The following is a 19,056-nucleotide window of genomic DNA, read 5'->3' on the forward strand; positions in this document are numbered from 1 at the left end:
CAAGGTCCCGTCATGAGCTTTCACCCCTGACCTCAGGTGTCTGGCGCACTGGGACTCGGAGGGACCCGAAGCCGCCCGAGTCCTCCTAGCCGGTTCATCCACGATCCTCATCGACTGGCTGAACCGGTTCCGCGCCGATGGCCCCACGATCGCGCTCGCGTGGTCCTCCAGAGGGCAGCTCAAGGTCCTTTCCGCGATCAACTCGTGTGTCAGAGCGAGCCGCAAGGACGGGTCAAGCCCCGGGTAGTGGTGTACTGGCCGGTGATCCTTCTGCTGTTGGTTAGGCGCTGAGTTCGAGGACGGGCTGGTCGGTTACCTCCGTTCCTGTGTCGCGGACGAGACTGAGGCGGCTCTTGGCGAGGATGTCTAGGCCGAGGTAGCGGCGGCCTTCGGCCCATTCGTCGGTCTGAATCGCCCCGGGTTTAGTGGAGGGCGAGTTCTCCCAGTGCCGGCCGGCTCTGGGAGTTGATCTCACGGTAGTACTCGTTCTCCTTCTCGATGGGTGTGAGGTATCCGATCGATGAGTGCAGCCGGTTCTCGTTGAACCAGTGCACCCAGGAGAGCGTGGCGAGTTCGAGCTCGTCGGCGGTGCGGAACGGGCCGTCGATCTTCACGCACTCGGTCTTGTAGAGCCCCACGACGGTTTCTGCGAGTGCGTTGTCGTAGCTGTCGCCGACGGTGCCGATTGACGCGATCGCGCCGACGTCAGCGAGTCGTTCGGAGTAACGCAGCGCGGTGTATTGCGACCCGGCGTCCGAATGTTGGATGACACCTGTGACGTCTTCACCGGCTTCGTCCCGGATCCAGAGCGCCATCTCCAGTGCGTCCAGCGGCAGATCGGTCGGCATCCGGTCCATGGTCCGCCACCCGACGATCCGTCGCGAGAATACGTCAGTCACGAACGCGGTGAACGCCATCCCCGACCACGTTGGAACAAACGCCATCCCCGACCACGTTGGAACATAGGTGAAGTCGACCACCCAGAGTTCATTCGGTCGATCCGCGCTGAAGCAGCGTTGCACGTGATCCGGTGGACGGAAGGCAGCGCCGTCAGCTTTCGTGGTGATGAACTGCTTCCCGCGCCGGATCCCACGCAGCCCCTGCTGCCGCATCAAGCGTTCGACCGTACATCGGGCGGCGACGATGCCCTCGCGACGCAGCAGCCGCCAGACCTTGCGGGCTCCGCTGATCCCACGGCCCAGCCTGCGATCCCAGAACACCCGCTCGATCTGGACGATCAACCCCGCGTCGCTCTCGGCACGAGCTGAGGCTGGCCGGGTCTTGAAGGCGTAGTAACCGGACGGAGCGATCGGCACGGCGTGCTCGGTGAGCACGCGGCAGATCGGCTCGACCCCGAACCGGTCACGATGATCGTCGATGAACTGAACTACCACGGCAGTCGCGGGTCGAGCTCCCGCGCGAAGAACGAGGAAGCCGCCAACAGAATCTCGTTGGCACGCTTCAACTCGCGCACTTCGGCCTCGAGTGCTTTGATGCGCTGCGCTTCGTTCGTCGTGGTTCCGGGGCGTTCGCCCGCGTCGATCGCGGCCTGCTTGCACCAGCCACGCAGTGTGTCGGGATTGACCCCGACACGCTGCCCGATCCGGACCACCGCCGCGTTCAACGACAGCTCCGGATCTTCCTTCCTGGCCTCGGCAACAAGCCGCATCGCCCGCTCACGAAGCTCCGGCGGGTACTTCCTCGGTGCTGGCATGATCATCATCCTCTCGGGGAATCAGACCCTCCACTAAACCCGGGGCGATTCAGATACCCCGATCGTGCTGACGAACGCGCCGACGAGATCCGACTCGAACAAGCCAAGCTCGGCGTCCCCGTCAGCCTGACGACCGCCGAAGTTCGACGCACCGGCCACCGCGCCGAAGCCCGCGAACCGATCCCTGTCAGTGCAACAGTCCGATACCGATTCGTCTACGAGGAACCACGAACGGTCGAAGGCCAGGCGATGGCCTGGACTCGGGGTGCGGTGCTCGTGAAGTACCCCGATCCAATGACGCACCAGGATCAGTTCGTCTGGGTGTACGCGAACGCGGTCACGAGACGCGCTTAGCTGAGGTCTGGCGGAATAGCTGTCGATCGACCCTCAGAGCCTGTATCCGGATCTTCGCCCTCAGGTTGCAAGCCTCCCGGCGCCAACCGCTGCAAGACCTGCGCCGGCAGCGGACTCACCCGCCGGTTGGGCTCGGCATAGTGCAGCTTCGTCGTCGACGTCGACGTATGCCCCAACTGATCCGCGGCGGCCTGGATTCCAAGCTCGTGCGCGAGGAGCGTCGCGCCCGTGCGCCGGAAGGCGTGCGGGCTGATCTTCAGATCCCCCAGACCCGCTTCTTCCAGAATCAGCCGGAAAGTGCGGCGCACGTTGTAGGGCGCGAGCGGCGTCCCGTTCCGTGTGAAGAACAGCAGATGCTCATCAACTTCACGCTCGTCATCGGGAATGAGCGCGAGTCGGCGGCGAACGACCTCAGCAGCGAACGCCGGCACCGCGATCGCGCGATTGGACTCGTGCGTCTTCGGGTGCGATTGACGACTCACCCCCGCACCCTTGCGCCAGACGATGGTGCCGGCGACTCGGACGGTCGGCGGGTCCACCGTCATGTCGACATCGCATTTCCTGAGCGCGAGCGCCTCGCCGATCCGGGTCGCGGTGCCGAGCATGATCTCGATCACATCACGCACCTGCCCGTCTGGTTTGGTACCCATTCGCCCGACGCCGTGGTTGCGTGCGGCGAGCCGGATCGCTGCGATCTGCTCAGTAGTGAGTGCCTTCGGCGTTCGCTTGGGCCGCTTCATCTGCGCGGTTTCCTTGATCGGATTCGTCGCGATCACGCCGTGCCGCACCGCGAACCCGAGAATCATGCTGAGGATCGTCTTCGACTGCTTTGCTCGCGAATACGACGTCGCGCGCTGGGTCTTGAGAAAGCGGTCGATCCTGGCGACAGTGAGCTCTCGCACCGTGAAGCTCTCGAAGGCCGGCATCACCCAGAGCCGAAGCGCTCGTTCATATGTATCCTTCGTGCTTTCGGACCGGTCAAGGTCCAAGCGCAGGTCTTCCACCCATGCGGCCGCGAGTTCTGCGAACGGCGAATCGGCTCGGACGCCGTCTTGCCCGCCGCTCACCTTCATTCGGTTCGCGAGTTCGAGTTTCAACGCGGTCTCCGCGCCGCTGCGACTCTTCGCCGTCGCCGTCACCTTCCGCGACTGGCCATCCCAGTCACGGAAGCGTGTCGTGGCCCTGAACCGTCCGGGCGTGTACTCCGTCGTCGTGATCGATCCGAACGTGCCGACGGGCTGGCGTGGTCGCCCCGCCATCAGCGCGCGTCCAATCCGATGCTCAACGCATGCTCGGGCTCGTGCAGGTCGTCCAACCACCGCAGCACATCGGAGACACGGAACCGCATCTCCCGCCCGACTCGAATGCCGGCGGGTCCCCGGCCGTCGGTGCGCAGATCGTAGATCGCCTGCACATGCACGCCGAGGTACTCGGCGAGCTCGCTCGTGGTCAGTACCGGCTCGAGACCGAGCCCCGTGAATCGTTCAGTGTCCATGCACGACAGGTGCGCGCCGCGCCCCGCGAATCCGAGATGCGTCCAGATGAATCGACGCCGATCGACAGCCTCGCGCAGACCGCCCGAGGCGGGTCGAGATTGAGCGCGAGCAACCGATGAGTCGGTCCGAAGCGCGATCTCGCACGCGCATTTGTGGTGAATAAATGGAGAGTCACTCAAGTCTCTGCCCTTTCAATAGGACAAGAAGACCTGATCAGACCATTTTCACCGTAGGGCGGACGGGACTTGAACCCGTGACCGATGGATTATGAGTCCACTGCTCTGACCAGCTGAGCTACCGCCCCGCGCGTCGGGTCATTCCGAGGTACTGGCCGACGCGGTGTCGGTGACCGGGTCGGTCACCGGCTTCCCACGATACAGACTCTCGAACGTCGAGATCGTGCGCTGGATGTCGTGCGCGGCGATGAGTCTGAGCGAGCCCTCTTTGAGGGAACGGTATTCAGAGGGCGACGCCTCGAGCACGACGCGCAGCTTGGCGGCGAGATCTTCGGCGCTGCCCGGCTCGAAGAGGTAGCCGTTCTCGCCATCGTGCACGAGGTGCGGCAGCGCCATCGCGTTGGCCGCCACGACCGGCAGCGCAGACGCCATGGCCTCCATCGTGACGATGCTCTGCAGTTCGGCGATCGACGGCATGGCCAGCACCGAGGCGCGGTGATACGCCTCGCGAAGCTGCTCGTCGGTCACATACCCGGTGAACGTCACCCGGTCGGCGATGCCGAGCTCGACCGCCATGTGTTCGAGGTGCTTCTTCTGGTCGCCGCCGCCGACGATCTCGACCTTCGCGTCGAGCTCCTTCGGCAGCAGCGTGAGCGCTCGCAGCAGCACGTCGATCTGCTTCTCGCCGGTGACTCGACCGACGAAGAGGATGCGGTTCTCGGTGCGCGGCTCCCAGCTGGGCGAGTACTTGTGCGCGTCGATACCGCACGAGATCGCGTGCACGCCGACGAGGCCGGTGTGCTTCTCGAGGAACTGCGCCGCCTTGCGGGTCGGCGTCGTCACAGACTCGGCACGTCCGAAGGTGCGGCGTGCTGCCTTCCAGGCGAGGCCCACGGCCCACTCCTGCCAGGCGGTCGGCAGCAGGGTGAACTCGAGCATGTTCTCGGGCATGAAGTGGTTCGTGCCGACGATGCGGATGCCGCGTTTCTGGGCTTCGATCGACAGGCCGCGGCCGGTGATGATGTGCGACTGGAAGTGCACGACATCGGGCTTGACCTGGTCGATCACGCGGGCGCTGTTCTGCTTGATGCGCCACGGCAGGGCGAAGCGCAGCCAGTCGTGCGGGTACCAGCGCCAGCTGAGCAGGCGGTGCGCGGTGATCTCCTGACCCTCGTGCACCTCCTTCCAGGTGCCGTGCTTGCGGTTGCCCGCCGGGGCCATGACGTGCACGTCGTGGCCGCGCTCGGCGAGGCCGGCCGCGAGACGCTCGGCGAATCGGGCGGCGCCGTTGACGTCGGGGGCGAAGGTGTCGGCGCCGATCAGAACCGTGAGCGGTCGCTCGTTCTCAGCACGGGCGATGCCGGGCGTACTCGCACCGGGGGTGTCAGACACGTGGGGTTGTTCCTCACCATTCAAGGGATCGAGGGCGATCGGCCCTCATCGGGGCGCCGCAGCAGGGCGGTCGGCGCACGGACTGAATCCGACGATAGTCTACGCAGCCCGGCTCACCCATCCCTGCGCTCGCATGTCGTCGCCGCGACATCCACTCTGCTCAGCAGTGCGGCAGCGGCCTCACAGGCGAGTCTGCGGGTGATTGCGGGCCAATTGGAAGACGCCCAGCACGGCGACGACACCGGCGACGATGAACACTCCGATCGCCCACGGCGGCGCCTGCGAGGCCTCGCCGAGCACGACGATGCCGATCGCGACGGCGACCATCGGGTCGACGACCGTGAGCCCCGCGATGACGAGGTCGGGCGGGCCCGAAGCGTACGCGTTCTGCACGAAGTACGCGCCGAGGGCCGACGCGCCCAGCAGGCCGATCACGCAGAGGGCGGTGAGCCACTCGAACTCCCCCTGTTCGACCCGCCCGATCACGACCTTGGCCAGTGTGGCCACGAAGCCGTAGAGCACGCCGGCCATGATGACGTAGAAGATCGCGCGAATGCGGTGGCGGAGCATCGCGAAGGTGAGGCCGGCGAGGGCCAGCACCACCGCGAGGATGATCAGGATCGTGATGAGCTGCTTGTCGGTCACGGGTTTGTCGACCGCGGTGAACGCGGCGACGCCGACGAAGAGGAACACGCCGCCCACGCACATCACGATCGCCCAGATCGACTTGGCGTTCAGCTTCACGTGATTGATGCGCGAGTTGAGGATCGAGGTGATGACGAGCGCGATCGCACCGAGCGGTTGCACGACGATGAGCGGTGCGAAGTAGAGGCTCGACAGCTGGAAGACGATCGCGAGGCCGAGCATGACCGTGCCGATGACCCACGACGGCCGCGCCAGCAGCAGCGCGAGCTGCTTGACGTTCAGCCCCTTGCCGAAGCTGTCGACGGTGTGGGACTCGACCTTGACCACGCCCCGATGCTGGAACTGCGCCCCGAGCGAGAGGAAGACGGCGCCGATGAGCGCGAGTGGGATGCCGATGAACTGCCTGGGGTCGAGCGCGATCTGCTCGGTGAGGTCGCTCAAGTCCGGATCCACGCATCGACCCTACCCGTTCTGCGGCGGATATCCTTGCCGAATGGCCGTGCTCCCCATTCGAATCACCGGCGACCCGGTGCTGCATTCCCCCGCCCTCCCGATCGCCGACATCGACGACGAGATCCGCTCCCTCGTCGCCGACATGTTCGAGACGATGGACGCCGCGCCCGGCGTGGGTCTGGCCGGCCCGCAGGTCGGTGCGGGGCTGCGGCTGTTCACGTACGCATGGGTCGACGAGAACGACACGCGCTGGCGCGGCGTCGCGATCAACCCCGAGCTGTGGATCTCGCCGCCGCCCGCCGGCGAGCCCGACATCGACGAGGAGGAGGGTTGCCTCTCCTTCCCCGGCGAGCGGTTCGGCCTGCGGCGGGCCGAGCGCGCGATCCTGCGGGCGACCGACCTCGACGGCGAACGATTCGAGATCGAGGCCGAAGGATGGCTCGCGCGCATCTTCCAGCACGAGTACGACCACCTCGACGGCACGCTCTACACCGACCGTCTCGGTGAGCGCGATCAGCGCATCGTCGCGAAGATCACCCGCAAACTCGGTTGGGGCAAGCCCGGCCAGCAGTGGATGCCGGGCGTCGACGACCTCGACGCCTGAGCGGCCCGCCGGAGGCGAACGAACGCCAGGCATCGAGAGCGCAGAGTGGATGCCGCGTGGCGCGGGGCTTCACGCGAACGCGCGTATGCCCGCGGCGACGAGCGCGCCGATCGCCACGACGATGACGAACGGCACCCGGAGCGCGTAGAGCGCCGCCGCGACGATCAGGGCGGGCACGCGCGCGTCGACCACGATCTCTTGACCGACGCCGAGCGTCTGCACGGCGATGAGTGCGGCGAGCAACGCCACGGTGAGCAGGTCGGCGATGCGGGCGGGGCGCTCGCGTTCGAGGAAGCCGGCCGGCACGAAGTGGCCGACGAGCTTGAGCGCGAGCGTGGCGGCCGAGGCGATGAGGATGATGTGCCAGGAGGTCATGCGGCTCGCCTCCGCTCGAAGAGGTCGAACCAGCCGACGACGACGGCGACGAGTGCCGCGACGAGCACCGGCAGCCCCGGCATCAGCACCGGCGTGGCGAGGGTCGCGACGACCGCCGCAGCGACCGCCACCGCGCCCGCCTGGAATCGCTTGAGTCTGGGCCACAGCAACCCGAGGAATGCGGCGGCGGCTGCGGCATCCAACCCCCATGCCCTCGTGTCGCCGATGGCGTCGCCGATGAGTGCGCCGGCGAGCGTGGTCAGGTTCCACCCGATGAAGATCGTGATGCCGGTCGCCCAGAAGCCGACACGGGCAGCGCGGTCGTTCGTCTGCGCGAGGGCGACCGCGGTCGACTCGTCGATCGTGATCCAGGCGGCGGCGATGCGGCGCCAGGTGCTGCCGCGCCCGGTCGCCGGGTCGACGACGTCGACGATCGGCTTCATGCGCATGCCGTAGACGACGTTGCGGATACCGAGCATCGCGGCGGTGGCGATCGCGGAGCCGCCGGCGGCGACTCCCCCGCTCGCGAGCACGCCGACGAGGGCGAACTGCGATCCGCCGGTGAACATCACGAGGCTGAGGAAGCAGGTCTGCCAGATGTCGAGTCCCGCAGCGACCGCGAGTGCGCCGAAGGAGACGCCGTAGATCGCGGTCGCGACCCCCACCGCGAGGCTGTCGCGGATCGCCGATGAACGGCCCACCTTCGCCTCGCGGGCGTCACTGTCACCGTCACCGTCACCGTCACCGTCGGCGAGCGGCGCGTCGGCGGCGGTGCGTTCGTTCACGGGCTCTCCTGTTCCGCCCTCCACACTAACCGGGCGCCGCGGCATCCCACGCCCGGAAGGGACGGCCCGACCCCGCCCCAGTCATGGGGCGGGGTCGGTGCAGTTCAGCCCGCGTCTACGAGGCCTGCAGCGCCTTCGCCTTGAGCGCGTCGTACTCGGCCTGCGTGATCGCACCGCTGTCGAGCAGTTGCTTGCCCTTCTCGATCTCCGTCGCCGACGACGAAGCAGAGCCGGCGACGCTTCGGATGTAGTCGGCGCTCGCCGCCTGCGAGTCGGCCATTCTGGCGGCATTGCGTTCGGCCATGCCGCGGCCGCGCGCGATCAGGTAGATGAACGCCGCGAGGAAGGGCAGGAACACGAGGAACAGCACCCAGAGCGCCTTCGCCCACCCGTTCAGGGTGTGGTCTCTGAAGATGTCCACGATGACCGTGATGAAGATCCAGATGCACGCGATCACCACGTAGAACCAGAAGAGCCAGACAAGGAAGTCCCAGAAGCTGTTCATATCGACGGCCTTTCGTTTCGTGAACGCGCGTTGACCGCGCCTGCTCCGGAGGCTATGACCGTGCCCGACCGCTCGCATCATTCGATTCGCGTGAATCGCTGGGCCGCTGCGGGTTTGCCGCCATCGGGGGCCGAGAACGCAGAAGCCCCGTGTTCTCTCGGAACACGGGGCTCGTCGCTCCCCCACTTGGACTCGAACCAAGAACCTACCGGTTAACAGCCGATTGCTCTGCCAATTGAGCTATGGAGGATCGCTTGTTCAGCGATGGATACTCTAGCAAAAGGTTCGCCCGACTCCCAATTCGAGGTCGCCTCGACAACGCCGAACGGGTCGGCCGACCGGCTCGCCGTCAGTATCCCGCGATCGGATCGATGCGGCCCTCGAAGTCGCCGTCGCCGAGCAGGGCCCGCACGTTCGCCGCGATGCGCTCGGCGAAGAGCGGCACCGTCATGTCGTCGGTGTCGGCGACGTGCGGCGTCACGATGCAATTGGGCGCTCGCCAGAGCGGATGCCCCGTGGGCAGCGGTTCGGGGTCGGTGACATCGAGCCCCGCTCCGCCGAGACGGCCCGACTCGAGCGCGGCGACCAGCGCCTCGGTGTCGAGGAGTCCGCCGCGGGCGACGTTGACGAGCACGGCGCTCCGGGGCATCCTGGCCAGCTCCGCCGCGCCGATCAGCCCGCGCGATTCGTCGGTCAGCGCCGCCGCGAGCACGACGACGTCGGCGTCGCCGAGCACCTCGCCGAGACGTGCGGTCGACACGGTGCGTTCGGCGCCGACGACGGGCTCTGCGCTGCGCCGCACGACGGTCACGTGGGTGCCGAACGGAGCGAGCAGCCGCAGCAGTTCGACGGCGATGCCGCCCGCGCCCACGACGACGACGTTCGCGCCGTAGAGCGTGCGGCCGAGTTCGTCGGTGTGCCACGAGGTCGCACGGGTGCGCCGCGGGATCTCGCGCAGCACCGCGAGCACGAGCATGAGCGCGTGCTCGGCGACGGGCTGCGCGTAGGCGCCTTTCGCGCTCGTCCAGACCCTGCCGTCGCCGCTCGCCCGTTCGATGAGTCCGGCGAACGCGTCGACGCCCGCCCACGGCAGCTGCACCCACGCGATCGAGGGATGCTCGGCCAGCGCTCGGTCGAGCTCTTCACCGCCGGATGCCGCGGACCACACGAGTCCGCGGGTCGCGGGACTCAACGGGGCGACGACTCCCCCGGCCCGCTCGACCGCATCGACGAACGCCGGCTCGGCCTCGGGCAGGATCGCGACCGGCCCGGGTTCGATGGGGCTCGGTTCGGCGCGCTGCGATCCAGAAGCGCCCCGAACGACGCGGTGTCGCGCGCGCGGCACGGACGCCGCGGCATCCGTCATACCGAAGGACCCATGTCGAGGTCGTCGATGACCGCGTGACCGGCATCGAGCGCGCCGGCGAGTGCCATGACATAGGGGTCGCGCGGGTCGTCGAGCACCTCGTCGATCGTGCCGATCGCCACGAGACGGCCCCGGTCGAGCACGGCGATGCGCTCGGCCGTGCTGCGCAGCACGGGCAGGTCGTGGCTGATGATGATCGCCGAGAAGGTGTGCTCGTGGCGGAGCTCGCCGATCAGCTGCGCCACGACATCGCGCACCGTGAGATCGATGCCCGCCGTGGGCTCGTCGGCGATGAGCACGGACGGCCCGAGCACGAGCGCGCGTGCGAGCGCGACCCGCTGACGCTGCCCGCCCGACAGCTCGTACGGGTACATGTCGAGCTTGCCGAGCGGCAGACGCACGCCGTCGAGCATCGTGGCGACCCGGGTCGCGAGGGCCCGCGCGTTGTACCGGTGATCGCGCTCGAGGATCGGCTCGCCGATGATCTCTGCGACGGTGCGGTCGGCGGGCAGGGTCGACGCCGCATCCTGCGGGAGGTAGCCGACATGGAACCGGTACTCGGGCAGCCGCCGCTTCGAGATGCTGCGCAGCGACTGGCCGAGCACGGTGGCATCGCCGCCCGTGACGACCGGCCGTCCATCGGCCGAGCGATGCTCGAACGCCGCACCCGAGAGCAGCTTCGCGAGCGTGCTCTTGCCGCTGCCGGCGCTGCCGAGCAGTCCGAGCACCTCGCCCGGCGCGACCGAGAGGGTCAGACCGTGCAGGGCGACGTGCGCCGGGCTCGGCCCCTTCGCCGGGTACTCGATCGAGAGATCGTCGAGCACGATCGGGTACCCGTGCGCCGCGCCATGCATCACCCGGCCTCCCGAAGCCTGCGGAGTTCTTCGCGTCGCTCGGCCTGCGCCACCGGATCGGGCACGGGCAGCGATGCGAGAAGCCGCTGCGTGTACGGGTCGCTCGGCGCACCGAGCACCTCGGCGCCGGTGCCCTCTTCGACGAGCGCGCCGCGGTAGAGCACCGCGATGCGGTCGGCGAGGATGTCGACGACGGCGAGGTCGTGGCTGATGAAGAGTGAGGCGAAGCCGAACTCCTTCTGCAGCTCGGCGAAGAGTTCGAGCACGCGAGCCTGCACCGAGACGTCGAGCGCCGAGGTCGGCTCGTCGGCGATCAGCAACTCGGGCTCGAGCGCGAGTGCCCGCGCGAGGCTCGCCCGCTGTCGCTGACCGCCCGAGAGCTCGTGCGGGTACCGATCGCCGTAGGCCTTCGGCAGCTGCACCGCCTCGAGCAACTCGTCGACGCGCGCACGCGCTTCGCCGGGGTTCGACGCCCGACCATGGATGACGAGCGGCTCGGCGACGCACTCGGCGATTGTCAGCAGCGGGTTGAAGCTCGAGGCCGGGTCTTGGAAGACGAACCCGATGCGACTGCGCAGCGGGCGGAACTCGCGCTCGCGCATGCCGTTCATCTCGTGGCCGAGCACGCGCAGCGAACCACCCGTGACCTTCGTCAGCCCCGCGATCGCACGGCCGATGGTGGTCTTGCCCGAACCCGACTCCCCCACGAGCCCGAGCACTTCGCCCGGGCGGATCACGAAGTCGACGCCGCCGACGGCCTGGAACCCCGGACGCCCGAAGCGGCCCGGGTAGACGATCTCGAGACCGGATGCCTCGACGACGGGCGCCTGCTCGACCCAATCGGCCGGTCGCTGCGCAGCACGTTCGATCGCGCTCGCCGTGCCCGTGCCGACATACGGCACCGCGGCGAGGAGCGCCTTGGTGTACTCGGCCTGGGGCGAGGCGAAGAGCGTCTTGGCATCGGCCTCTTCGACCAGCTTGCCCTGGTACATCACGGCCACGCGGTCGGCGAGGTCGGCGACGACGCCCATGTTGTGGGTGATGAGCACGATGCCCATGCCGAACTCGTCGCGGCAGCGGCGCAGCAGGTCGAGGATCTCGGCCTGCACCGTCACGTCGAGCGCCGTCGTCGGTTCGTCGGCGACGATGAGTCCGGGGTCGAGTACGAGCGCCATCGCGATGACGATGCGCTGCTTCTGGCCGCCCGAGAACTGGTGCGGGTAGTGGTCGATGCGATGCTCGGGGTCGGGGATGCCGACGCGACCGAGGATCTCGATCGCCTTGGCACGCGCCCGCTTCTGGGAGATCGAGGTGTGGGCGCGGAGCCCCTCGATGATCTGCCAGCCGACGGTGTACACGGGGTTCAGCGCCGTCGAGGGCTCCTGGAAGACCATTGCGACATCCGTGCCCCTGACCGCGCGGAGCTGCTTCTTCGAGAGCGCCACGACGTCGCTCTCGGACGTGCCCGCCTTGTTCGAGAGGATGACGGCGCCGCTCGCGGTGGCCGTCTCGGGAAGGAGGCCGAGGATGGTCTTCGCCGTGACGGTCTTGCCGCTGCCGGACTCGCCGACGATCGCGAGCACCTCGCCGCGCTCGACCTTCAGTGAGACGCCGTCGACGGCTTTGACCGCACCCGCGTCGGTCGCGAACGAGACGCCGAGTCCTTCGATGCTGACGACCGTGCTCATGACCGGACCTCGATTCCGTGCTCGTCGAATGTTTCGCCGTCTTCGAGTCCGGCGAGGCCTCCGGGTCCGGCGACGAGTGTGCCACCGGGCACGACGGAGGTCTCCGCCACCTCGCCCGAGGCTTGCGCCACCCGGCGACGGCCGCGCAGTCGCGGGTCGGCGAGGTCGTTCAAGCTCTCGCCGACGAGCGTGATGCCGAGCACCACGAGCACGATCGCGACACCCGGGTAGAGCGCCGTCCACCAGATGCCGCTCGAGACGTCGGACAGCGCCTTCTGCAGGTCGTAGCCCCATTCGGCGGCAGCCGTCGGCTCGATGCCGAAGCCGATGAAGCCGAGACCCGCGAGCGTCAGAATGGCCTCGGACGCGTTCAACGTGAAGATGAGCGGTAGCGTGCGGGTCGAGTTGCGCAGGACGTGCCGGAACATGACGCGGCTGTTGGAAGCACCGAGCACCTTCGCCGACTCGACATACGCCTCGGCCTTGATGCGCACCGTCTCTGCTCGGATCACGCGGAAGTACTGCGGGATGAACACGACCGTGATCGAGATGGCGGCTGCGAACACACCGCCCCAGAGGTTCGATTGACCTCCGGAGATCACGATCGCCATGACGATCGCGAGCAGCAACGACGGGAAGGCGTAGATGGCGTCGCACACGACGACGAGCACGCGGTCGAGCCAGCCGCCGTAGTAACCCGAGACGAGACCGAGCAGCACACCGGCGAAGAGCGAGAGGGTCACCGCGATGATGATGACGAGGATGGCGGTCTGCGCCCCCCACAGCACCCGGGAGAGCACGTCGTAGCCGCCGACCGTCGTGCCGAAGAGATGCTCGGCCGAGGGCGGCTGCTGGCTGCCGAACGGCCCTGCCGCGTCACGCAGCTGCGCGAAGCCGTACGGTGCGATGAACGGAGCGAAGATCGCGACGAACACGAAGATGCCAGTGAGCACGAGGCCCGCGATGAGCATTCCGCGCTGGAGGCCAACGCTCTGGCGCAGCTGGTGCACGACCGGAATGCGGTCGCGAAGGCGCCGCTTCGGCGCGCGGGTGACGATGTCGGTCGACATGTCAGTACCTCACCCTCGGGTCGATGAGCGCCGCGATGATGTCGACGATGAAGTTGGTCAGTGCGACGATCACCGCGAGCAGAGCGACGATGCCCTGCACGGCGACGAAGTCGCGAGCCTTGATGTACTCGACCAGCTGGAATCCGAGGCCGTTCCACTCGAACGTCGTCTCGGTGAGCACCGCGCCGCCGAGGAGCAGCGCGATCTGGAGTCCGATCACCGTGATGATCGGAATGAGTGCCGGGCGGTACGCGTGCTTGCGCACCAGTCGGTACTCGCTGACACCCCGGGAGCGCGCCGCATCGACGTAGTCGGTCGAGAGTGTGCCGATGACGTTGGTGCGAACAAGCCGGAGGAACACGCCGGCCGTCAGGAGGCCGAGCGCTATGGCGGGCAGCACCGCATGCGCGAGCACGTCGCCGAGCACCGCGGGGTTGCCCGTCATGATCGCGTCGATCGTGTACAGGCCGGTCTTGTTCGGGAGCAGCTGCATCTGCAACTGTGCACCGACCGAGGCGCGGCCGGCGACCGGCAACCAGCCGAGCCAGACCGAGAAGACGAGTTTCAGCAACAGACCGGAGAAGAACACCGGCGTGGCATAACAGAGGATCGCGAAGACGCGCAGCGCGGCATCCTGCCCTTTGTCGCGGAAGTACGCGGCGACGAGACCGAACGGGATGCCGATGACGAAGGCGACGATCAGCGCATAGAACGCGAGCTCGAGCGTCGCTGCGCCGTACGTGAAGAGAATCTCGGTGACCGGACGGTTGTCGGTGAGCGTGGTGCCGAAGTTGCCCGTGACGATCTGACCGAGGTATTCGAAGTACTGCACGAGGATCGGGCGATCGTAACCTGCGGCATGGATGCGTTCGGCGAGCTGATCGGCGGGGAGCTGTCCGCCGAGCTTCGCAGTGATCGGGTCACCGGTCGAGCGCATGAGCACGAAGACCAGGGTGACGAGGATGAACACCGTCGGGATGATGAGGAGGGCCCGCACGATGATGTACCGGCCGAGGCCGCCACCGGAGGACTTCGGTGGTCTCCGTCTTGCGGGGGACGCGCTACTGGCGGGCGCCGTCGTCGTTGAGGTCAATGTTCGCCAATCGGTGGGGCTCGAATGCGGATGGCCCGCTCCGGAGAGCAGGCCATCCGTTCATTGCGTAGAAGTGACTCTAGCCGTTCAGACGACTCAGCCCTTCGACAGTGCCGCGTAGCGGAACTTGAACGACGCGTCGAGCGTCTCGTCGGCGCCCGTCACATCGGTGCCCGTGATGGCGACCTGAGCACCCTGGAGGTACGGCACGGTCGACAGGTCGGCCGCCACCTTCTCCTGGATCGCCTCGATGTCGGCGGTGCGTGCGGCGGGGTCGGGCTCCGACGCCTGCTTGATGATCAGGTCGTTGACTTCCTGGTTCACGTAGTGGTTCGAGAGGAAGTTCTCGATCAGGAAGAACGGCGTGACGTAGTTATCGGCGTCCGAGTAGTCGGGGAACCAACCGAGCTGGTAGGCCGGGTACACGTCGGCGACGCGGTCCTTGGAGTACTGCACCCACTCGGTGGTCTGCAGGTTCACCGTGAACAGGCCGGTCGACTCGAGCTGGTCCTTGATGAGCGCGTACTCGTCGGCCGATGACGGGCCGTAGTGGTCGTTCGAGTACTGCAGGTTCAGCTCGACCGGCGTCGTCACACCGGCAGCCGTGAGACGCTCGGCCGCCTTGTCGGCGTCGGGCGCACCCTGGCCGTCGCCGTACATCTCGACGAGCGGCTCGACCGCACCTGCGATGCCCGCGGGCACGTAGGAGTACAGCGGCGTGTAGGTGCCCTTGTAGACCTGGTCGGCCAGCTCATCGCGGTCGATGAGGTCGGCGACCGCCTGACGAACGGCGAGGGCCTTGGCCGGGTCGGCCTCGGCCGTCTTCGCACCGTACGGCTGCGTGTCGAAGTTGAAGACGATGTAGCGGATCTCGCCGCCGGGACCCTCGACCACGTTGACCTTGTCGTTGCTCTTCAGGTCTTCGATGTCGGTCGCGGAGAGGCTGCGGTAGGCGACGTCGATGCCGCCCTCCTGCACGTCGAGCTTCAGGTTCGACGACTCGGCGTAGTACTTGAGGTTGACCGTGTCGGTCTTCGCCTCGGCGAGCAGACCCTTGTACTCGGGGTTCTTCTTGAACGAGATGAGCGTGTTGAAGTCGTAGCTCGTGATCATGTACGGACCGGCGAACGCGTTCGCCGCGACGATGTCGTCGTCGGGCGTGATCGCATCGGCGGAGAAGGTCTCTTCGTCGACGATGGCGCCCGGGAAGCTCGTGAGGATGAGCGGGAAGACCTGGTCGTTCTCGGCCTTCAGGTGGAACACGACGGTCGTGTCGTCGACGGCCTCGGTGCTCTCGAGGTTGTAGAGCAGGCTCGAAGCGCCGTTGGGGTCGGCGATCTTGAGCTGGCGGTCGAACGAGAACTTCACGTCGGACGCCGTCAAGTCGTTGCCGTTGGCCCACTTCAGTCCAGCAGGCAGCGTCACCGTGTATTCGGTCGGCGAGGTGAACTCAGCCGATTCGGCGAGGTCGGGCACGACGTCGGTGCTCTGGTAGTCGGTGTTCAGCAGGTACGGGAAGACCTGCGTCTGCACGGCGAGCGAACCGTTGTCGTACGAGCCGGCGGGGTCGAGCGCCGTCACCTTGTCGGTGGTGCCGACGGTGATCGAGCTGCCGGAGGCAGCGTCGGTGCCGCCGCCACCGGCTGAGCAGCCGGCGAGTGCGAGTGCTGCGACCGAGAGACCGGCCACCGCGACGACGCTGCGCCGCCCGTTCTTGGATGCGGATGTCATATCCGTCTACCTCTTCCTGTGGATTTCGGTTCGACCGCTGGAGGCGGCCGCCGAGTTGTTGTGATCGGTACGTCGAGTCCCATTCGCGGGTACGAACCGGGATCGCTCATCCTCCACCCGAATGCGGTGAACAGAGTTGCCTTTCCGCTCAGCTGCGTGCGGGGACACTTCAAGAAGTAGCACGGCGACCCTTGAGAAGAATGCAACGTTACCGGACTGTAATGCTCAGGAATTCTAATGAATAACGGTCGGAATCTCCCACCGGTTGAATTCGAGCGCGCCCTGTCGGTTCGTGTCCGGACGATGCAAGGATTCCCGGAACATCCCTGTGCCAGTGATGTCCATGCGACGGGGATGCATGCATGCGGGGCCGCATGACCCGCGAGACTCAATCTGGAGGTTGAAGTGTCACGACATGAACACCCACGCACGACACGGATGCGGCGAGCCGGTTTCGCCGTCGCCGCTTCCGCAGGCGTCATCATCCTCGCGGCCGCTTCGAACGGCACCGCGATGGCAGCACCCCCCGACTCGTTCGACCCCTCGGTCCTCGGCCCGGTCGACCCCCAGACCTGGGAGAACATGGACGACATGACCTGGGACGACTACGTCGACGTCCCAGGCACCGACTGGGCGAACGACCTCGAGGGATCGGCCCGGCAGTTCAACGGCGCGATCGTGCTCGTGGACTTCGAGAACCAGCCGTTCCTCGTCACGCAGCCCGAAGGAGCGCACGCGTTCGGCGACCCCTCGGGTCTCGCCAACGGCCTCGACCGCGAGGACGTGCCCGAGTTCTACCTCGACCTGCTCAACACGCCCAACGAACTGAACCACGGCCGCACCATCAATGAGTACTGGATGGAGCAGTCCGGCGGGCGACTCAGCGTGCAGATGGAGGCCTTCGGCCCGTACCAGCTGCCCGGCAATATCGAGGAATACGGCCTGAACGACTCGTTCAACCGGCCGAACGCCGCGTTCTGCCCCCAGGGCGAGACCTGCAACAAGAACATCCGCTCCGACGCGCTGCCCCTCTGGGGTGCGGACATCGGCAGTGACGACCCGCTGAAGGAGTTCGATCAGGTCTTCTACGTCACGGCCGGTCACGACGAGTCGTCGACGTGGGAGGAATTCGGGCAGATGCTGTTCGAGAACCCGGAAGACGTCACCGACGACTTCGGGCCGCCCCGCGACGAGAACGGAGTCGCGCTCGACCAGAACGGCGCGCCGATGGCCAACTGGGCGAAAACCCGCTACGTTCCGTGGACCTCGTGGGCGGCTGCCGTGAACCACTGGCCGAACGCCAACTTCGCCTCGGGCGGGCGAGCGGGCAACTCTACCCAGGGCGAGTCGTCGGGCATGGGAACCTATGCCCACGAGTTCTCGCACATCCTCGGCATCTCCGACAACTACGGGAACCCGTACGGCACCGAGGCCGACGACGGCGGGCCGCTCCGCGACACGAGCGGGCCGTTCGACGTGCTCGCGCGCGGCTCGTTCAACGGACCCGGCGGAACACACGAGCGTTGGAGCGTCCCCTCGGTCGCCGGCGGATCGCAGCCCGCAGGTGTCGCCCTGCGCAACCGCATCAAGCTCGGCATCATCGACCAGGCGAACTACCTCAACCTCCAGGAGACCGAACTGGATACGCTCGGTACCGTCGTCACGAACGTCGTCTCCCGTGCGGTCATGCGACCGGGCGAGCTGACCGGCATCAACCTCGTGTTCGACAAGCCGACCGCAGCCGCTGCGGATGACTCCACCGGAATCTGCACCCGAAGGGGGCAGTTCGACTGCGACGGCGGTTCGTTCGACAACTACACCGTCGAAGTCATCGACCGGATGGGCACCGACTCGTTCCAGCCCGACCACGGCGTGATGATCGCGAAGACGAAGAACGCGGATCGCAACCCGTTCATCTGGACCGTCGACGCGAACCCGCAGGACATCGCCACGGTCGACTACGTGCGCCCGGACGGAACGCCGATCATGATCACGCGCGGCGACCAGCGCCAGCTGAACGACGCGCTCTTCCACGCCGGCAACGACTCCGGCTCGGAGTACGAGTACGTCGACACGGCCAACGGGCTGCACTTCTACATCCTGAACATGCAGCGCGACGACGACGGCATCCTGTCGTATGACGTCGCGGTTCGCTCGACCGTCAGCGCGGGGCCCCAGGCTCGCGGCGTCGACCTCGGCAAGGCGGTCGTGAAGGGCAACCTCGCGTCACTGCACGGCCAGGCGGAGGCCAACGGCATCGCGATCGCTCAGTGCCAGGTGCCGCTGACGAACACCGGCGCCGCAGTCGCGGACGCGAAGGCGAACAGCGATGTCTTCCGCCTGACGACGTCGATCGCCGGCAACGGATGGTCCGTGAACACGCCCAGCAGCATCGTCTCCGCCACCGCCGGCGAGACGATCACCGTGCCGGTCTATGCATCGCGCGGGGCTGACGCCTCACGTGACGCCACTGTCACCGTCACGGCGACATCGGAGAACGATCCCTCAGCGACCGAGACGATCGCCTGCGAGCTCGACGCTCCGGGCAAGGCTCGCTAGTCGATCCCACGATCGGGGCGCGGGGGGCGGGGGGCACCCCGGCCGCCGCGCCCCCGGGGGGGGGGCAAAGCGCCACACCCCCCCCCACCCCCCCCCCCCACCAAACAGCAGAAAAGCCACACCCAGGGGCTCCACGCAAAAAATCAGACCCCCACCCAACACGACGGTGATAAACAGAAAGACCAAAACCCCCAGC

Annotated in this window: 16 protein-coding genes, 2 tRNA genes, 1 pseudogene and 1 other annotated feature; of the genes and pseudogenes, 2 read left to right on the top strand and 17 right to left on the bottom strand. The window is 67.1% G+C overall.

The features are described from left to right. Nucleotides 1–280: 280 nt before the first annotated feature. The 7 genes and pseudogenes from ACWGST_RS04160 to ACWGST_RS04190 form a co-directional block, all read right to left on the bottom strand. Nucleotides 281–415 (bottom strand): annotated as a pseudogene (locus ACWGST_RS04160) (IS256 family transposase); the annotation flags it as partial. Nucleotides 416–422: 7 nt separating this feature from the next. Then, nucleotides 423–1,714, bottom strand: a protein-coding gene (locus ACWGST_RS04165; protein WP_452045384.1) for an IS3 family transposase whose coding sequence is annotated in 2 segments (ribosomal slippage) — nt 423–1,423 and nt 1,423–1,714 — 1,293 coding nt in all. Because the reading frame shifts where the segments join, the coding sequence is not laid out codon by codon here. After that, nucleotides 1,302–1,430: a sequence feature (AL1L pseudoknot), on the bottom strand. Its footprint overlaps the gene before it by 129 nt. A 350-nt stretch (nt 1,715–2,064) precedes the next feature. Continuing rightward, nucleotides 2,065–3,327, bottom strand: coding sequence for a tyrosine-type recombinase/integrase (locus tag ACWGST_RS04170; protein WP_452045385.1), 1,263 nt, complete (start codon nt 3,325–3,327; stop codon nt 2,065–2,067). Next, complete coding sequence (locus ACWGST_RS04175; protein ID WP_452045386.1) at nt 3,327–3,563, bottom strand: helix-turn-helix domain-containing protein; 237 nt, start codon at nt 3,561–3,563, stop codon at nt 3,327–3,329. Before ACWGST_RS04175 ends, ACWGST_RS04170 begins: the two co-directional genes overlap by 1 nt. A 231-nt stretch (nt 3,564–3,794) precedes the next feature. After that, nucleotides 3,795–3,868, bottom strand: a tRNA-Ile gene (locus tag ACWGST_RS04180). 10 nt (nt 3,869–3,878) lie between these two features. Further along, nucleotides 3,879–5,132 (bottom strand): glycosyltransferase, encoded by a 1,254-nt coding sequence (locus ACWGST_RS04185; protein ID WP_452045387.1) that lies wholly within the window; start codon nt 5,130–5,132, stop codon nt 3,879–3,881. A gap of 180 nt (nt 5,133–5,312) precedes the next feature. Beyond that, the gene (locus ACWGST_RS04190) at nt 5,313–6,230 is read right to left on the bottom strand and encodes a DMT family transporter (RefSeq protein WP_452045388.1); all 918 of its coding nucleotides are present in this window, start codon (nt 6,228–6,230) and stop codon (nt 5,313–5,315) included. A 40-nt stretch (nt 6,231–6,270) separates the two neighbouring features. Here ACWGST_RS04190 and def point away from each other — a divergent pair, with 40 nt between their 5' ends. Then, nucleotides 6,271–6,834: a peptide deformylase gene (gene def / locus ACWGST_RS04195; protein WP_452045389.1), complete on the top strand. Its 564-nt coding sequence runs from the start codon at nt 6,271–6,273 to the stop codon at nt 6,832–6,834. A gap of 69 nt (nt 6,835–6,903) precedes the next feature. On the opposite strand, the gene ACWGST_RS04200 is transcribed toward def, so the two are convergent. From ACWGST_RS04200 to ACWGST_RS04245, 10 genes are all read right to left on the bottom strand, one after another. Then, nucleotides 6,904–7,209: an AzlD domain-containing protein gene (locus tag ACWGST_RS04200; RefSeq protein WP_452045390.1), complete on the bottom strand. Its 306-nt coding sequence runs from the start codon at nt 7,207–7,209 to the stop codon at nt 6,904–6,906. Further along, a complete protein-coding gene (locus tag ACWGST_RS04205) occupies nt 7,206–7,994 on the bottom strand; it encodes an AzlC family ABC transporter permease (protein ID WP_452045391.1) in 789 nt (262 codons plus the stop codon). Before ACWGST_RS04205 ends, ACWGST_RS04200 begins: the two co-directional genes overlap by 4 nt. Before the next feature lie 115 nt (nt 7,995–8,109). Beyond that, nucleotides 8,110–8,499, bottom strand: coding sequence for an SHOCT domain-containing protein (locus ACWGST_RS04210; RefSeq protein WP_452045392.1), 390 nt, complete (start codon nt 8,497–8,499; stop codon nt 8,110–8,112). A 177-nt stretch (nt 8,500–8,676) separates the two neighbouring features. Then, nucleotides 8,677–8,749 (bottom strand) — tRNA-Asn (locus ACWGST_RS04215). A 99-nt stretch (nt 8,750–8,848) separates the two neighbouring features. After that, nucleotides 8,849–9,865 carry a D-isomer specific 2-hydroxyacid dehydrogenase family protein gene (locus tag ACWGST_RS04220; protein WP_452045393.1) on the bottom strand — a complete coding sequence of 339 codons (1,017 nt, stop codon included), beginning with the start codon at nt 9,863–9,865 and terminating at the stop codon, nt 8,849–8,851. Next, nucleotides 9,862–10,719 (bottom strand): ATP-binding cassette domain-containing protein, encoded by an 858-nt coding sequence (locus tag ACWGST_RS04225; protein WP_452045483.1) that lies wholly within the window; start codon nt 10,717–10,719, stop codon nt 9,862–9,864. The genes ACWGST_RS04220 and ACWGST_RS04225 overlap by 4 nt, the downstream gene beginning before the upstream one ends. Further along, on the bottom strand, nt 10,719–12,407 hold the full coding sequence (locus ACWGST_RS04230) for an ABC transporter ATP-binding protein (protein ID WP_452045394.1): 1,689 nt from the start codon (nt 12,405–12,407) through the stop codon (nt 10,719–10,721). Before ACWGST_RS04230 ends, ACWGST_RS04225 begins: the two co-directional genes overlap by 1 nt. Continuing rightward, nucleotides 12,404–13,477, bottom strand: coding sequence for an ABC transporter permease (locus ACWGST_RS04235; protein WP_452045395.1), 1,074 nt, complete (start codon nt 13,475–13,477; stop codon nt 12,404–12,406). Before ACWGST_RS04235 ends, ACWGST_RS04230 begins: the two co-directional genes overlap by 4 nt. Nucleotide 13,478: 1 nt before the next feature. Continuing rightward, nucleotides 13,479–14,570 carry an ABC transporter permease gene (locus ACWGST_RS04240; RefSeq protein WP_452045396.1) on the bottom strand — a complete coding sequence of 364 codons (1,092 nt, stop codon included), beginning with the start codon at nt 14,568–14,570 and terminating at the stop codon, nt 13,479–13,481. Between the two features lie 96 nt (nt 14,571–14,666). Beyond that, nucleotides 14,667–16,301, bottom strand: coding sequence for an ABC transporter substrate-binding protein (locus ACWGST_RS04245; RefSeq protein ID WP_452045397.1), 1,635 nt, complete (start codon nt 16,299–16,301; stop codon nt 14,667–14,669). Nucleotides 16,302–16,814: 513 nt separating this feature from the next. Here ACWGST_RS04245 and ACWGST_RS04250 point away from each other — a divergent pair. Then, nucleotides 16,815–18,860, top strand: coding sequence for a hypothetical protein (locus ACWGST_RS04250; protein WP_452045398.1), 2,046 nt, complete (start codon nt 16,815–16,817; stop codon nt 18,858–18,860). Nucleotides 18,861–19,056 lie beyond the last annotated feature (196 nt).

This window comes from Agromyces sp. NPDC055520 (assembly GCF_053619715.1).

What these genes read in the sequence shown, in the direction of transcription:
- ACWGST_RS04170 (WP_452045385.1), bottom strand. Translation starts at nt 3,327, where the DNA reads ATGGCGGGGCGACCACGCCAGCCCGTCGGCACGTTCGGATCGATCACG.
- ACWGST_RS04175 (WP_452045386.1), bottom strand. Translation starts at nt 3,563, where the DNA reads ATGGACACTGAACGATTCACGGGGCTCGGTCTCGAGCCGGTACTGACC.
- def (WP_452045389.1), top strand. Translation starts at nt 6,271, where the DNA reads ATGGCCGTGCTCCCCATTCGAATCACCGGCGACCCGGTGCTGCATTCC.
- ACWGST_RS04200 (WP_452045390.1), bottom strand. Translation starts at nt 7,209, where the DNA reads ATGACCTCCTGGCACATCATCCTCATCGCCTCGGCCGCCACGCTCGCG.
- ACWGST_RS04210 (WP_452045392.1), bottom strand. Translation starts at nt 8,499, where the DNA reads ATGAACAGCTTCTGGGACTTCCTTGTCTGGCTCTTCTGGTTCTACGTG.
- ACWGST_RS04220 (WP_452045393.1), bottom strand. Translation starts at nt 9,865, where the DNA reads ATGACGGATGCCGCGGCGTCCGTGCCGCGCGCGCGACACCGCGTCGTT.
- ACWGST_RS04225 (WP_452045483.1), bottom strand. Translation starts at nt 10,719, where the DNA reads ATGCATGGCGCGGCGCACGGGTACCCGATCGTGCTCGACGATCTCTCG.
- ACWGST_RS04230 (WP_452045394.1), bottom strand. Translation starts at nt 12,407, where the DNA reads ATGAGCACGGTCGTCAGCATCGAAGGACTCGGCGTCTCGTTCGCGACC.
- ACWGST_RS04235 (WP_452045395.1), bottom strand. Translation starts at nt 13,477, where the DNA reads ATGTCGACCGACATCGTCACCCGCGCGCCGAAGCGGCGCCTTCGCGAC.
- ACWGST_RS04245 (WP_452045397.1), bottom strand. Translation starts at nt 16,301, where the DNA reads ATGACATCCGCATCCAAGAACGGGCGGCGCAGCGTCGTCGCGGTGGCC.
- ACWGST_RS04250 (WP_452045398.1), top strand. Translation starts at nt 16,815, where the DNA reads ATGGCAGCACCCCCCGACTCGTTCGACCCCTCGGTCCTCGGCCCGGTC.